This window comes from Acinetobacter sp. Colony158 (assembly GCF_019264745.1).
Classification (GTDB): domain Bacteria; phylum Pseudomonadota; class Gammaproteobacteria; order Pseudomonadales; family Moraxellaceae; genus Acinetobacter; species Acinetobacter ursingii.
In genome coordinates this window covers 1363704-1379303 of sequence record NZ_CP078523.1, presented here as the reverse complement: position 1 = coordinate 1379303, position 15600 = coordinate 1363704, and the positions used below count along the sequence as shown (strand labels likewise).

Genomic DNA, 15600 nt, shown 5'->3' with positions numbered 1-15600 from the left:
TTTCATGTTCCACGCCTATTCTTTGATCAAAGTTCCACAAAGTTGCTTAGCTTGAGTAAATATTCAATTTTGTATTTGTTTAAGTTGTCGAGCAAAAGCTAAAAGCTCAATCTTTTTATCTTCATCTAGACTATAGAATATTTAATTCAATTCTGCTAAGTCATCTGTGGGTGCATAAAAAAAGATAATGGGACTTCCAATATCTTTGCTATCTGCGAAGCCAGCAGAACGTCAGGAGTATACTTACCTCTTTCGTATTGATTCATTCGGGCACTACTAGTCGATGATTCATCGCTACCCACTAAAATACCAAGCTTTTCCTGAGATAGCCTTTTAACTTTACGTGCAAAACCTAATCGTGTTGCAAATATATTTGAAATATTCAATTCCATCAGGGTGTGTTGACATTTCATGATCAAATACTGACCGATAAAGGTAGCCATCAAAATATGCAAGCTAGAGCAACTGAACTTTCATAATTTCTTTTGAGCTTATCATACCGAATGGCTATTCCTCTAAATTGCTTTAATCTACAAAACGTGTTTTCAACTAAATGCCTGATCTTATATAAATACCACTCCATATGATCGTTATTTGACTGACTATTCGATTTTTTAGGTATATTCGCTTTAGTGCCTGTCTGTCTAATCTGTTCTCTTAATGGTTCTGAGTCATAGCCCTTATCTGCACATACCATGTCTGTTTCGGTTAAGTCTAATTTCGATATTAACTCTGGCGCAATTTTAACATCATGCGTGGTTCCATCAATAATCATAAAATCAATAGGGCGACCATGCGCATCAAAAATTAAGTGTATTTTTGAGGAGTTTCCTCCCACACTTTTAGAAATGGCTTGATTCGCGATACCCGCGGAATGTTGATGAGCACGAACATGAGAGCCATCAATAAAAATCCACTCCTTCTCTGAATGAGATGCCAATAACTTAAATAATATAAGAAACTTCCCACTGTTTGACCAACGATTAAAGCGTTTAAAAATTGAATTAGATTGGCCAAAAGCAAAAGGAATATCTCACCAAGGACAGCCTGTTCTCATTCTATAWAGAATMGCTTCAATAAAATTWCKTARAKTTGGGTTGTGATGAATRGATAAATTACGCAAAATAGCTTTCAACTTTTGCCAGTGTTGATCTGTYARCATGGTACGAGGCATAGCGAATAGTAAAATTGGSTTTGGCGATTTAATTTTACTACTTCGCTTTTTTTTTATACTAAACGTATCAACACCCCCTAATTAACAATGAAAAAATATGCAGCCTATCCAACTCTGTGAATCAGATGAATATCACTTAAAACAGCGCAATAAAATAGAAAAAAACTATTAATAAAATTAAAACTATCAATTTTACAGATTATAAATCTAAATTCATAATTAACACATATTCCGAAGTTAATCTTAAAGCAGAGATAGAGCAACTTCCTCAAGGATGTTTCTCCTAACTAACATCCTTTTCAGCCCAACCACTCTCTTATCGGTTGGTTTTTTTTTATCTTCAGTTTTATTATCCAAATATCTTTTTATAGTAATGTTCATTTATCAAAGATCAAGCAAAAAAAAAGCCCAACCTTGGGGAAAGCTGGGCATATAAAAAGTAAAACTTTTAAAACAATTCGTTTGAGAAACCAAAATCCGACTAAACCAGTCAACATTTCTTGATGCAATTATCTAAAAAAATTTGATCGATGTAAAGCGCATTTATATAAATTACTATGTTTTTTTCCTGATTTTTACCATTCTTTACAGAGCGGCATCACACTTCTTCATCTTGATGATTAATGTTTTAACAATTTTATCTTTTTAAACCAAACAAACATCATTCGATTTAATTTTTTAGTGTGATAAATTTCACATTAATATGCATAAACATAATAAATTTGGCATGATATTCAATTGAAAGAAAAATATTTAAAAGTTTTTATCAATTAAAATTAAATTAATAATTTAATTTTACAATCAAAAAAAACGCTTCTTTTTACGCTTACTTACATTTTTTGGGTAGCAATCAAGCTTCTAGCTAATTGTAAAAATAGTAATTTTTTCAGGTTGACAGGATTTATTTTAAATGATCACTTTTTATTCAGATACTTAGCTGGCCCGAGAGCCTTGACTCTGCCTGTTTTTAATATCATTGACTTCATAAATTGTTACAATACAATGACCGCAGCTTAATTTTCTTGTTAACGCTGGAAACTACTATGAAAAAACTCGGTTTAGCCACTGCTTTACTTTTAGCCATGACCGGTGCTCACGCATATCAAGTTGAAGTTCAAGGTCAATCAGAATTTGTAGATACGACTGCGAATGATAAAAACTTTACAGGTGACCTTAACGGTACATTCTATTTAAAGGATGTTGATGCATCTAAAGGCCCTTTAGCTGAAGCCGCATTTTTGAACCAGGCTTCTAGCGTTTCGCTTGGTTATAGCTATCAGCAATATGATGTGAAAGATGGTATTAATTACCACATTGGCACTTATGGTGCAAAAGGTGAAGCTTATCTTCCAACACCTTATGTTCCTGTTTATGCAAGTGCATCTTATAACCATACCGATGCTGATGGTAAAAATGAGATCTCTCGTGATGACCACGGTGACCGTTACTCACTTGAAGTTGGTGCAATGTTGCTTCCTAACTTCTTAATGGCTGTCGGTTATACCAGCGTGGCTGATCAATTCTCTTTAGATACTTTTGGTATCATGAACAATGGTATTTACTCGGCAGTCAATCAAACTGCTGCGATTCAAGACGATCAAGATGCTGTGACTGCACGTGCGAAGTATGTGGGTCCAATCGACGGTACGAATATGGCAGTCGGTTTTGAAGTTGCTGGTGCGTTTGGTCAGGAAAATCAATATGGTTTAAAATCTGATCTTTACTTAACACCAAAACTCAGTGTTGGCGCAACATTTATTGGTAATGATGGCGAAGCAAACATTAAAGGTGATGATTTAGGTCGCTTTAGACAAGCTTGGGGAGCGAATGTAAATTACTTCATTACTCCAGCTGTTGCGGTGGGTGCATCTTACCTGAAAGCAGATGTTCAAGGTTCAGATCTTGATACGCAAACGATCGGTTTGAACGCTAAAGTTCGTTTCTAATAGATTCTAACTTTACAAAAAAAGAGAGGACTCAAATTGAGTCCTCTTTTTTTGCGTTAGGTGGTTCGCACAACATTTAAGAAATATAAATGGCGTTCATATTGATCAATAATGTCCTGAATCAAATCTTCTTGTGTCCAGTCCATCACATCATAATTCTGACCACCCTCTCGTAGAAACACCTCTGCCTGAAAATATTCTTCATTTTCGGTAGCTTGATCTTTCACCATGAAGCTTGGTGGCACTGTTTCACGTGAAACCACATTATAAATAAAGTTAATTTCATCATGGTGATCCACTTTCAACACCAAACCATTTTCAGTGTTTTCTATTTTTGCTGTCAAATGTCGACGACGGAATTCTTTTTGAATACTTTCAAAGGCCCTATTCACTGTCGTCTGAATATATTCATCCACTTCCTGCTTGGAATGCGGATAATGCATAATCAAGCCTAAACGCTGTTGCCAACTACGCGGATTTTGAATCGCGCGCGGCGTAGTACGCGCCTCTTGGATTGACTGCATTTTGGTACTGTCAATCCTCAGTGCTTTAATTAAACCCCAACAAATCAATAACATGATCACCGTGAAAGGCAAAGCACTCATGATGGTTGCCGATTGCAAGGCGGTTAAACCACCTGCCAGCAATAAAATAATGGCCAAGGCTGCCATGACCACAATCCAGAACAGACGTTGCCATACAGGTGAATCATCGGATTTTGCAGTCAGATAATCGACCACCAGTGCACCAGAGTCTGCGGATGTCACAAAAAATAAAATCACCAGAATCGTGGCCAGTAAACTCATTACACCAGATAGAGGCAATGTGCCCAAAAACTCGAATAATGCAACCGATGAATCGCCTTGTATCGCGCTAAGTAAACCTATATTTCCATCATGTAAGACACTATAAAGCCCCGCATTGCCCATAAATCCCATCCAGATCAGGGTGAATCCAGTCGGAATAAATAAGACGCCAATGATAAACTCACGAATGGTGCGACCTTTGGACACTCGAGCAATAAACATTCCCACAAATGGTGACCATGAAATCCACCATGCCCAATACATAATCGTCCAGCCACCAATCCAGCCTGTAGGTTGATAGGCATAAAGATTAAAAGTCATATCAAACAGGTTAGAAACATATTGTCCTGCATTTTGGATAGTCGTTTGCAGCAGATAAATGGTTGAGCTAGCAAAAAATACGAACAGCAATAAAATGACAGCCAATGCCAAATTAAGTTCAGCAAGACGTTTAATCCCTTTATCGAGTCCTAATCCGACAGACAGACTCGCCATGGCACTGACCACAACAATCAGGATAATTTGTGAAGTCGCGGAGGTTTGCAAACCAAATAAATAGTTCAGACCCGAACCAATTTGAGTGACACCAAATCCGAGCGTGGTCGCCACCCCAAAAATAGTTCCAATCGTTGCAAAGGTATCGACCGCATCGCCTGCTGGCCCATAAATTTTCTTACCAATCAAGGGATAGAGTGAGGAACGAATTTTTAGAGGAAGATTATGTCGATAGGCAAAGTAGGCCAGTGACAAGGCTACTATGGCGTAGATCCCCCATGCATGTAAGCCCCAGTGGAAAAAGGTAACACGCATCGCTTGCTGTGCAGCAAGAATGGTTTCAGGCTCTCCTGTCGGGGGCGTGACATAATGCATAATCGGTTCTGCCACACCAAAAAACATAAGCCCAATCCCCATCCCCGCAGTAAATAACATGGCGAACCATGAACTATTACTGTATTCGGGTTGACTATGATCAGGACCGAGTTTGATTTTACCACTTGGAGAACATGCAATAATAATCAGCAAAATCAAAAAGAAAGCAACTGACAAGACATAAAACCAGCTAAACGACTCAGTAATCCAGTCTTTCAACTGCTGAGTCAATAATTCAAAGGAATTGGGTGCAATAATGACAATTGCGAGAAAGATCGCGATAATTGCGAGTGTACTGAAAAACACATTTGGATTGATATTACTCATCCAAGATGACGTTTTGGAAGGCATAGATCCCCCAGATTATTTTTTAATAAAAACGTGATCTCTCGATCACAGAAGACAACACAAAAAAGTGGCAAGAATATATAAGAGGATATTGATCTTAAAAAGTAAGAGCCGCTATCTCTCTCACCCTTTGTATTTTATGGAGATTTTTCATTAGAAACGTTGTAGAGCTGTAACAAAACTTTATTGATCGTTATAAATTCAATCTTTTGGACTGTGTCGCGTGTACTGCAATGCAACTAAACGGGTAACAATCACTGCCAAATACATAACCCCTCCAAACATCTGGATAATCGCAATGACTCGGGCTGCTGCACCTGAAGGCACAATATCGGAAAGACCTGTAGCGGATTGCAGACTAAAGCTTAAAAAAAGGATGTCTAACCAGCTTTTTAAGCCAATATGTTCAGGCTTAATAAAACTGTTAGGATCGATCAACTGACAAATATTGTAGAGAAAAGCAAAGCCCCATGCCAATAAAGTAAACACTGCTCCAGCCGCAAACATTTCATCTTTGGTCAAATAACGATCGGCAAACATATAACGTAATAAACCATAAGCCGCATAAAAATAAGCCAGACTCTCAAAAATATGAGCTGTAATTTGTATGGCTGGTTCGCGATAACCTAGCAGAATTAGAATTGAAAAAAGTAATGCACCACTCACAAAGAATAAGCCCAGCGCAGTAAAAGCAGGTGATTGGCGTATGACTTTGGCAATAAGCAATAATGCCAATGCACCCAATACCCAGCTGATGGCACGATAAGAAATATGACTATCATGGCTAATAGATGAAAGAATTAAAATAAAAAACTGAACGATCAATAACCATGCTGAAGGTAATAAGCGAAAGCCTTTCCAAAAATCTCTGAATGCCTGCATGTCATATCCTATATTTTTTGTTCTTTTATCAAAAAATTTGTTTTAAGGTTTTTCTATCTTCTCTTGCCCTATCACCAAGAGTAAAGATCATCTATGTAAAAATGTTTCACAGAAAATGATCAAAACACTGTAACTTGTTACAGTCGACTATCGCATAATATTTTTAAATAATTCAATAAGGTTATAACAAATGAAACGCGCTTCAGTTTTTCTCAGTTTGAGTCTGGTTTTAGTATTGACCGCTTGTGGTAAAACCAATCCAATGCTGGAACAGCATCCTGACTATATTGGGAACTGGCAAAGTAATACCGACAGCTTAAAAATTGAAAAAAATGGTCAAGTAACCTATAAACACAATGAACATCAGGATCAGAAAACCTCAGATCGTGAAGTCAGCCTGACAGAGCACTCCGATATCAAAGCCAGTATTACCCAATTTGATGAGCATAGTTTTGAAATTGGACAAGGTGATCTGGGTAAAAGTTTTAGTGTTGAGCATGCGCCCTATCAAGAAAATGGCCAATGGAAAATGCAAGTGAATGGTCAGATCTATACTAAAAAATAAGTCACAACAAAAATAATGTCGCTCAATTGATCATTGATAAATTTGATCGCATAAAAGCAAAAGTCCTCGTTCTAACGATGACTTTTTGCTTGAAGAATTTTAAAGTTTAATGATCTGAAGCACCAGAGATGCCGACACCTGTCATTGAGCGAACATATTGTGCATCAAATGCTTTACGTTCTGCTTTGGCACGTGCTGAATGATCTGTGATTGAGAAGAACCAGCAACAGAAGAATGACAGTGGCATTGCAAAGATTGCAGGGCCATTAAATGGATTGATTGGTGTATCAGAAATCTTCAAGGTATCTACCCACACAGCTTTAGAGAGAATAATCAGAACAACCGCAGTTAATAAACCGACGACTCCACCAATAACCGCACCACGTGTTGTTAAACCTTTCCAGAACATCGACAAAACCAGAATTGGGAAGTTGGCACAACATGCAACCGAGAAAGCCAATCCCACCATGAATGCGACGTTTTGCTTTTCAAACAAAATCCCTAAAATCATCGCAAAGATCGCAAGACCCATGGTTGCAATTTTAGACATGCGTAATTCAGACTCAGGTGTTGTTTGACCTTTTCTAAAGACGTTGGCATACAAGTCATGTGAAATTGCAGATGCACCTGAAAGAGTTAAACCTGCTACAACCGCGAGAATCGTTGCGAAAGCCACTGCTGAAATAAAGCCCATGAACAAGTCGCCGCCTAATGCATCACTTAAATGCACTGCTGCCATGTTGTTACCACCAACGAGCTCTAATTTACCTGTTACCGCAGCTTTTGCCACATCAAGGAACTGTGGATTGTTTGAGACAAACAGGATTGCACCAAAACCAATAATAAAGGTCAGCAAATAGAAATAACCAATAAAACCTGTTGCCACAACCACTGATTTACGTGCTTCTTTCGCATCTTTTACGGTAAAGAAACGCATCAAAATATGTGGCAGACCTGCTGTACCAAACATTAAAGCCAAGCCTAGTGAAAGCGCATCAATCGGATTGGATGCCAAGCTACCTGGCCCCATGATTTTGCTCGCCTCTTCAAAGCTGATATGACGCACATTTGAATAGACATCAATCGCTTGGGTAAACATATTACTGAAGCTAAAACCAACCGCTTTCATGACCATGAAGGCCATAAAAGTTGCACCTGAAAGTAATAATACTGCTTTGATGATCTGTACCCATGTTGTCGCTAACATACCACCGAAAATTACGTAGGCCATCATCAGTAAGCCCACAATAACCACAGCAATATTATAGTTCAAACCGAATAATAGTTTGATTAACTGTCCCGCACCGACCATTTGTGCAATCAGATAGAATGCAACCACGACCAATGAACTAAATGCAGCCAAAGTACGTACTGGCTTTTCTTCCAGACGGAACGACACTACATCTGACAGGTTATATTTACCTAAATTACGTAAGCGTTCTGCAATCAGGAATAAAACGATTGGCCAACCCACCATGAAACCCAGTGAATAAAGTAAGCCGTCAAAACCAGAGCTAAACACCATCGCGGAAATACCAAGAAACGATGCTGCCGACATATAGTCACCCGCAATCGCCAGACCATTTTGGAATCCTGAAATTCCGCCGCCCGCAGTATAGAAATCTTTGGTATTTGTGGTTTGCTTGGCTGCCCATTTGGTAATGAACAGGGTTGCACCCACAAAGATCACAAACATGATAATGGCATGCCAGTTCGTTGCTTGCTGCTGTGCTTGACCTAGATCAGGACTTGCCATGGCAGCTGTGGACAACATCGCACTTGCTGCTATTGCGGCCTGTGTCTTGAATGAATTCCATTTCATCATTAGTGTAATCCTTTCTCGTGAGTAATCGCCTCAACTTCTTTTAATGCATCTTCATTCAGTTGATCGAGGGTATTATTGGCAATGTAGGAATACACTGCACACAATACAAAGGACAATACGATAATGCCTAAACCTAAAGGAATTCCCCAAGTTGTCACACCACCACTAAATGAACTCATTAAAAATTCTTTGTTGTAACCGACCAGTAGCATGAAGCCGACATAAACAAACAGCATGATTGCTGTCAATGTCCAACTGAGTCTCGCTTTCTTGCTTACCATTTCTTTAAATTTTGGATTTTGTAGAATTCGCTCTACCTGAACGTCATCCATAAACTACTCCTTTTACAGCGACCGTCGATGGGCGCTTTTTAATCCTTTTTCTTTACGCTACTAAATTAACAAGCTTGTATGAGGTTCGTAACTTAGACTTTGGTCGCTAAATTTTGTACAACATGACAAGCTTTGTGACGGCTTAAGGTATGATAGTCCAAGCGTTGAACAGTTTAGGTGCTATGAACAGCTGGCTTATTATTGGGGTATTGGCCCTTTATATTTTAGTCTTATTCCTGTGTGCTTTTTTTGGTGAAAAGCATGCCAGTCGTTTGAGTACACGCGGACGAATGTTGCTGTTCAGCTTAACCTTAGGCGTTTACTGTTCCTCATGGACATTTTATGGTGCGACAGGTGCTGCTGTTCGTGAAGGCATCATTTTCCTGCCGATTTATTTAGGGCCACTGCTATTTATTTGGTTCGGCTACGATATTTGGCGCCGTCTGGGACGAGTCCGCCGCCACCATGCAATTTCTTCGATTGCCGATTTTATTGCTGCACGTTATGGCAAAAGCGGGACATTGGCTTCGCTTGTCACAATCCTTGCCGTGATTGCCATCATTCCCTATCTGGCCTTGCAACTACGTGCTATTGCCCTCAGTGCTTCGGTGGTACTTGATCAGGGGCCGCATTTAAATACCACCACCAACAGTGTTCTGTTAATGACTGGCGTTCTGGCCATACTGGCTATGATGTTTGGGACGCGCCAGATTGCCAATACCGAACAACATGGTGGTTTAATGCTGGCGGTAGCATTTGAATCATTCGTTAAACTTTCTGCGCTGATCTGTGTCGCATTGTTTTTTATTTTTGAAACGCCGAATAACCTGCGGCAAATCAGTCATGACGTGGCCAAAACTTTTCATGAAGTGCAATTATTTGGTGTTCCAGAAACTTTCTGGATTCAGACTTTACTTGCAGGTCTGGCGATTATTTGCTTGCCACGCCAGTTTCATGTCGCGGTGGTCGAGCTGCGTGATGAAAAACATATTCGTGGCGCTCGGCGTTGGTTTGCGGTGTATCTGATTTTAACCACGCTTGCCATTATTCCCATCGCCAGTTGGGCGCTACATGCGGCACCTCAGTTTTTAACCATTCCAGATGTCGCGGTGCTGTCCTTGCCGCTCAGTTATAATCAGGAATGGCTCACCCTACTGGCTTTCTTGGGTGGTTTTTCTGCTTCTACAGGGATGTTGCTCGTGTCTTCGGTAGCACTGTCGATTATGCTAAGTAATGACTTGATCATGCCTGCATTATGGCGCTTTAATCTGATTTCGCGCCACGATACCCGTTTGCCTCAAATGCTAAAATTTACCCGCCGCATCTGTATTTTAGCGGTGATGTTACTGGGTTTTTTATTCTTTCATTTCTTTAATGATATCGATCAACTTTCTGTTTTTGGCCTATTGGCCTTTAGTGCCGTTGCACAGTTTGCTCCAGCCTTGATTGGAGGATTGTACTGGCGTGGTGGTAGCCGTCAGGGCGTTTATGCAGGCTTAATTGTTGGCTTCTTGATGTGGATGTACACGCTGCTAATGCCTACCATTTTAAGAAGTTTACCTGATCAATATCAGGATTTTTCCTATCACTTTCTTCACTCAGGTCCGTTTGGTATTAGCTGGTTAAGACCAGAAGCACTCTTAGGTTTTGAATCTTTTGCACCCTTGACGCATGGAGTGATATGGGCGCTTGGTCTAAATATTATTTTATATGTCTGGATTTCCCGTATTTATCGTCCAAGTGTGGCAGAACAAATTCAGGCAGAAAGTTTCTTTTATTATGAAACCAAGCCTTTACCTGCACAACATACCTCGACAGATATGAGTTATTTGCATCATGATGCCGCGCGACTGCGGGTAGGTGATCTGATTACACTGGCCAAGCGTATTACGGGTGATCGCCCAACCCAACATGCATTTGCACAATTTAGTAGTCAAAACAATGTCCTCTTAAATGAACACAGTTTTGCCAATGGTATGTGGTGGCGTTTTACTGAACAATATCTGGCGGGAACCATTGGCGCTGCCTCTGCACGAACTTTGCTCACCACGGCCATGGTCAATAATGGTCTGGCTTTGGGACAAGTCGCCAATATTCTGGATCAGGCATCACAATGGCAACGCTTTAACCAAAACTTGTTGATGACTATGATTGATCACATGACACAAGGCGTGAGTGTCGTTGATGAAAATATGTGTCTGGTCGCATGGAATAACCAATACTTAAAGCTGTTTGATTATCCTAAAGATTTAGTCTATGTCGGCTGCCCGATTGCCGATCTGATTCGTTATAACGCCGAACGGGGTGAATGCGGGCCGGGTTCCGTCGAAGAACATGTCCGCAAGCGTATTCACTGGATGCAAGTGGGAAGCGCTCATGAATTTGAACGTATTCGCAAAGATGGTCGTGTCATTCAGATGCGCGGCAACCCGATTGAAGGGGGTGGTTTTGTCACCACTTTTGCTGATATTACCGCGTTCCGTGAAAATGAGGCGGTGCTAGAAGCACGCGTCATGGATCGAACTCAACAGCTCGCGGATGCTTTAACTGAACAGCAATTGGCACGTGAACAGGCAGACAAAGCCAATATGTCGAAAAGCCGATTTATTGCCGCTGCCAGTCATGATTTGCTCCAACCGATGCATGCGGCTCGCCTGTTTAGTACCGTACTTGAACAAAGTGTGCATAGTGAACAAGAACGTCAAACCCTGCAACAACTTGACCGCGCTCTTTATGGGGCTGAAAGCATGCTATCAGCCCTGCTAGATATTGCCCGACTAGAAGGCGGTTCATTACAGCCGAAACGACAGGCTTATCCTTTGCATGATTTACTGAGTGATTTATCGCTGCAATTTAAATCAATTGCTGCGCAGCGCAATATTCAGCTCAAAGTCCATGATGCCCAATTCTGGATTGATACCGATCCACAGTGGATTCGACGCATTATTCAAAATTTTGTGAGTAATGCCTTGCGCTATACCGCCTCTGGGCGTGTGGTGGTGGGCGTATTGCGTTCAGCTAGAAAACCTCAACATATCCGCATCGGGGTATGGGACACAGGTCCGGGTATTGCGGAAGAACAGCGGATTAAACTGTTTCAGGAATTTGAGCGTTGTGGTCATACCTCGCCATGGGGCGAACAAGGTTTAGGTCTGGGTCTGGCGATTGTGCAACGGATGACCAGCCTGCTGGATTATCCTGTAGAGGTTTACTCTGAGCTTGGAAAAGGTTCCACTTTCATGATTGAAGTCCCTACCGTTCCAGCACCCCAAAAGACGGTTGCCGCTCTGCAACAGAATACGGCTATTCTGGCCACAGGTTATCGGGTGCTGTGCTTGGATAATGACGAAACCATTTTGGATGGTATGGCCGCTTTATTGTCGAAATGGGGCTACGATGTATTTAAGGCAACTGAACCAGAACAAGCCTTGACTATTATTCAGACTGAAAATATTCAGGTCTGGTTGATCGATCAACATTTAAATCGAGATCAACTTGGAATGGACTTTATTTTGGCACATCGCCCTGTCTCTGTACCTGTGGCACTGATTACCGCCGATTCAGATCCTGAATTACCTCAGCGATTAAAGGAAATGAATATTGTACTGCTGAAAAAACCACTAAAACCCGCAGGATTACGCGCATGGTTATCAGGTCTAAAAATTAGTTCAGACACATAAACGTTGAGTCGAGCTTTTGCATTTCAGAATATTACCGTGACCTTTCAAGATGAAAATTGGCGTTTTATTTTGACAAATAGGCAAAAGTGCTCAGAAAATGAGCCTTTTACTATTCCCCAATTGACCAAAGTTTCCAATTCACAATCCACTATGGCAAAGTCTCACCAATTTGTAATAAAACATGCGTATAGTTAGTTACAATTACATAATACATCGTTTTTTATCAATATTTAACAATTAAAATCCAGTATAGAACTTTAGTCTAATACCCCTTGCTTTCTGAATACCGCATAACAAGAAAAGTAAAAAGTCGATTCCATGATGCGCGTGAGCTTCACTATTTTGGCTCATCCAAAAACAGCATGGAAATTCGCAGAATTATTTTCAAGGACAAAAATCATGAATATTTCAGAGGAAGTTCCTCACGGTCAACATCAATCACTTCAGTTCTATCGTGAATACAGCGCCAATGCCTTACTCCCAGACATCGACTGGCAAGCGTTATTTCCTCATAGCAAAATTAATCCAACCCATGTGCAAGCCCTAGAAAGTATATATCGCAGTGCAGTGCCTCTGGCATTGAATGTCTTCAATGAACTTCACTTTGATGTATTTGCTCCTGCTGCCTATCATCCACAAGGTTTGGGTTTATTTGACAAACTTGCACAGCAAGAAAGTACACTGCTTGCAAGCCTTGAAGCGGAAACTGCGACTCTGGATCATGCGACACGCCACCAAATCTGGAGCATGTTACTCCGCGGTGGTGCAGTTTTAGTCTTTAAGGCATGGTTAGGTCGTGTTAAAAATAACAATGATCAGCTCGATACCACTCAATTTGATGAGCTTTCTGATTTACTGTTCATTAAAACTCCTCCACAGCAACTCGCACAACGTTTAGCTGTCGAAGCCAATGCCGATTTGGATCATATCTTTTTAATGTATGGCGATGATATTTTCCTTGATCGTTTTAACAGTCTGGAAACAGCGGCTTTATTTGTTGATTTGGGCGTTTATGACGCGGCTTTTTTGAGTTTGCGTGATGATCGTGTTGCAGATTATCTCAAACAAAAAGGTTATGTGACTCAAGAACAAATTGATGATTTGCAATGTGCGCTCAATCCGCTGTATTGCGACAACGTGACCTTAAAACAAGATTGTCTCGCATAAAATCATGCAGTGATCTAAACCAGTTAGACTAAACGGGTTTAGATCATGTTATACATCTGCACCTGTCGTGTCATGGTCATCCTCGTACAGACACCTCTTAACGTAATGCACCAATATAATGATGCGGTACCTCTTCCTGCTGAAGTTCGGCTTGTAATTCTGGACTTGTGCTTCTCAATCCAGCAAGGTTGCTTTCGATTTTTGGACTAGTTTTTAGACTTTGAGTGGTAGCACCATTTAAAATCTTGTCTAATTTCTCCGCCAAATTTTTAAGCTCACGATCATCCACCGATGCAGCCAAGTGCATGATTTCTTGGGCGTAGTCGTTATTTTTTGCCATATAGACGGCATCCACCACTCGTCCAGTTTCACGGCGCAACCTGACATAAAGCTGAGTTGCCAAGCTAAATAATTCATTATTGACCAATGGATCATCTGTATAGATTGTTTTCATGTTCTCACTCCTGATTGATTTAAACCCCAACGTCCTGTGCGATTTTTCGCAGGACATGGTTATGGCTCGCACTGCCTGATTAAGGAATGTGTTCTCCATGTTGAGCCAGATCCAATCCAAGTTGTTCTTGTTCTTCATTCACTCGAAGCCCGATCATCTTATCGAGAATAAATAAAATAATGAATGAAATCAGTGCACTGTAAATAAAGGTTACGATTGCACCAAGTGCCTGTACGCCGACATGTGCTTCTACGCCTGATAAAGTTTTTTGCGCAAATACACCCGTGAGAATGGCTCCTACAATGCCTCCTACACCATGAATCCCGAAAACATCTAAAGAATCATCGGCTTTGAGTAATCGTTTTAGACCTGTGGCTCCACAGTAACAGCACACACCTGCCAAAACACCGATCATCAGTGCACCGCTAACGCCAACAAAACCAGAAGCTGGCGTAATCGCCACCAGTCCTGCGACAGCGCCAGAACATGCCCCTAATAAAGTGACTTTTTGACGTGCTAAATATTCAACCAAACACCATGTCAAAGCCCCTGCTGCGGTCGCAATTTGAGTCACTAACATCGCCATACCTGCACGACCATCGGCTGCGCCAGCTGAACCTGCGTTAAACCCAAACCAGCCGACCCAAAGCAATGAAGCGCCAATAAAGGTGTACATCAAATTATTTGGAATAAAAGGTTCGCGACCATAACCACGACGCTTGCCTAACATATAGGCACAGACTAGCCCTGCGGCACCTGCATTAATATGCACCACCGTGCCGCCTGCGAAATCCAGAGCACCTAGTTGAGCCAACCATCCACTTGGTTCCCAGACCCAATGGGCAACTGGCACGTAGACCAATAAAATCCAGAACACCATAAACAAGATCATGGCTGAAAAACGCATTCGTTCAGCAAACGCCCCTGTAATCAACGCAGGTGTAATGATGGCAAAGGTCAACTGGAACATAATCCAGACGCTTTCTGGAATGCTGGGCGCAATATGACTCACCGAAAGCTTTTGTTGTACTAAATTGAAGTCAACTCCATTCAACATGATCCGATCCAGTCCACCAATAAACGGTGAATAAGGCGTAAACGCCAGACTATAACCAATGACCACCCATAAAATAGTAGAAATGCTTACAATCGTTAAACTTTGCAAAGAGGTTGCCAATACATTCTTTTTACGCACCATTCCTGCATAAAACAAAGCAATGCCTGGAATGGTCATCAATAAAACCAGTGCAGTTGAGGTGAGCATCCACGCTGTATTTCCTGCGCTAATTGTACTCATATCGGTCATATATGGTGCAGTTTCTGCCCAGCTCTGCTGGGTCATAAAAACCATGCTTAATAGTGCAATCGCTGCATATTTCAATTGATTATTCTTCACATGCATCCCCTAAGGCCATTTATATCTGCCTTTTTTGTAATTACTATTTAAATGCTAACTAGACTGGATTTAGCAAAAAACGCGCCAATGATTTCTGTTTATTTCTTTTTTTAATTGAATTAGTTAATTTAATAATGATAAATGTGATGAATTTA

The 15600-nt window shown here is 40.8% G+C and carries 11 protein-coding genes and 1 pseudogene; 4 read left to right on the top strand and 8 right to left on the bottom strand.

Features of this window, described 5'->3' with window-relative positions:
* Positions 1-155: 155 nt before the first annotated feature.
* Both JR005_RS05540 and JR005_RS05535 read right to left on the bottom strand, forming a co-directional pair.
* Positions 156-443 (bottom strand): helix-turn-helix transcriptional regulator, encoded by a 288-nt coding sequence (locus tag JR005_RS05540; RefSeq protein ID WP_324064572.1) that lies wholly within the window; start codon positions 441-443, stop codon positions 156-158.
* Positions 443-1174, bottom strand: a pseudogene (locus JR005_RS05535) (IS5 family transposase). The gene JR005_RS05540 and the pseudogene JR005_RS05535 overlap by 1 nt, the downstream one beginning before the upstream one ends.
* Before the next feature lie 1043 nt (positions 1175-2217).
* Here JR005_RS05535 and omp33-36 point away from each other — a divergent pair.
* Positions 2218-3120 (top strand): porin Omp33-36, encoded by a 903-nt coding sequence (gene omp33-36, locus JR005_RS05530; RefSeq protein WP_004985773.1) that lies wholly within the window; start codon positions 2218-2220, stop codon positions 3118-3120.
* Between the two features lie 56 nt (positions 3121-3176).
* On the opposite strand, the gene JR005_RS05525 is transcribed toward omp33-36, so the two are convergent.
* Positions 3177-5147, bottom strand: a complete 1971-nt coding sequence (locus tag JR005_RS05525) for a BCCT family transporter (protein ID WP_004985775.1) — start codon at positions 5145-5147, stop codon at positions 3177-3179.
* Between the two features lie 198 nt (positions 5148-5345).
* On the bottom strand, positions 5346-6026 hold the full coding sequence (locus tag JR005_RS05520; protein WP_004985776.1) for an ion channel: 681 nt from the start codon (positions 6024-6026) through the stop codon (positions 5346-5348).
* A 190-nt stretch (positions 6027-6216) separates the two neighbouring features.
* Between JR005_RS05520 and JR005_RS05515 the strand changes: the two genes are divergently transcribed.
* Positions 6217-6591 (top strand): hypothetical protein, encoded by a 375-nt coding sequence (locus tag JR005_RS05515; protein WP_004985778.1) that lies wholly within the window; start codon positions 6217-6219, stop codon positions 6589-6591.
* 106 nt (positions 6592-6697) lie between these two features.
* Here the strand turns inward: JR005_RS05515 and JR005_RS05510 are convergent, their stop codons facing one another.
* Together JR005_RS05510 and JR005_RS05505 are read right to left on the bottom strand one after the other, a co-directional pair.
* Entirely contained in the window at positions 6698-8413 is a 1716-nt protein-coding gene (locus tag JR005_RS05510; protein WP_010588677.1) for a cation acetate symporter, read from the bottom strand.
* Positions 8414-8415: 2 nt separating this feature from the next.
* Entirely contained in the window at positions 8416-8748 is a 333-nt protein-coding gene (locus JR005_RS05505; RefSeq protein WP_004985785.1) for a DUF485 domain-containing protein, read from the bottom strand.
* Positions 8749-8930: 182 nt separating this feature from the next.
* On the opposite strand from JR005_RS05505, the gene JR005_RS05500 reads away from it, so the two are divergent.
* Positions 8931-12428, top strand: a complete 3498-nt coding sequence (locus JR005_RS05500) for a PAS domain-containing hybrid sensor histidine kinase/response regulator (protein WP_218665695.1) — start codon at positions 8931-8933, stop codon at positions 12426-12428.
* 399 nt (positions 12429-12827) lie between these two features.
* Complete coding sequence (locus JR005_RS05495; protein WP_218665694.1) at positions 12828-13595, top strand: hypothetical protein; 768 nt, start codon at positions 12828-12830, stop codon at positions 13593-13595.
* Positions 13596-13692: 97 nt separating this feature from the next.
* On the opposite strand, the gene JR005_RS05490 is transcribed toward JR005_RS05495, so the two are convergent.
* Positions 13693-14049 (bottom strand): hypothetical protein, encoded by a 357-nt coding sequence (locus JR005_RS05490; RefSeq protein ID WP_004995528.1) that lies wholly within the window; start codon positions 14047-14049, stop codon positions 13693-13695.
* A 79-nt stretch (positions 14050-14128) separates the two neighbouring features.
* Entirely contained in the window at positions 14129-15445 is a 1317-nt protein-coding gene (locus JR005_RS05485; RefSeq protein ID WP_324064569.1) for an ammonium transporter, read from the bottom strand.
* Positions 15446-15600 lie beyond the last annotated feature (155 nt).

What these genes read in the sequence shown, in the direction of transcription:
- JR005_RS05540 (WP_324064572.1), bottom strand. Translation starts at nt 443, where the DNA reads ATGGCTACCTTTATCGGTCAGTATTTGATCATGAAATGTCAACACACC.
- omp33-36 (WP_004985773.1), top strand. Translation starts at nt 2,218, where the DNA reads ATGAAAAAACTCGGTTTAGCCACTGCTTTACTTTTAGCCATGACCGGT.
- JR005_RS05525 (WP_004985775.1), bottom strand. Translation starts at nt 5,147, where the DNA reads ATGCCTTCCAAAACGTCATCTTGGATGAGTAATATCAATCCAAATGTG.
- JR005_RS05520 (WP_004985776.1), bottom strand. Translation starts at nt 6,026, where the DNA reads ATGCAGGCATTCAGAGATTTTTGGAAAGGCTTTCGCTTATTACCTTCA.
- JR005_RS05515 (WP_004985778.1), top strand. Translation starts at nt 6,217, where the DNA reads ATGAAACGCGCTTCAGTTTTTCTCAGTTTGAGTCTGGTTTTAGTATTG.
- JR005_RS05510 (WP_010588677.1), bottom strand. Translation starts at nt 8,413, where the DNA reads ATGAAATGGAATTCATTCAAGACACAGGCCGCAATAGCAGCAAGTGCG.
- JR005_RS05505 (WP_004985785.1), bottom strand. Translation starts at nt 8,748, where the DNA reads ATGGATGACGTTCAGGTAGAGCGAATTCTACAAAATCCAAAATTTAAA.
- JR005_RS05500 (WP_218665695.1), top strand. Translation starts at nt 8,931, where the DNA reads ATGAACAGCTGGCTTATTATTGGGGTATTGGCCCTTTATATTTTAGTC.
- JR005_RS05495 (WP_218665694.1), top strand. Translation starts at nt 12,828, where the DNA reads ATGAATATTTCAGAGGAAGTTCCTCACGGTCAACATCAATCACTTCAG.
- JR005_RS05490 (WP_004995528.1), bottom strand. Translation starts at nt 14,049, where the DNA reads ATGAAAACAATCTATACAGATGATCCATTGGTCAATAATGAATTATTT.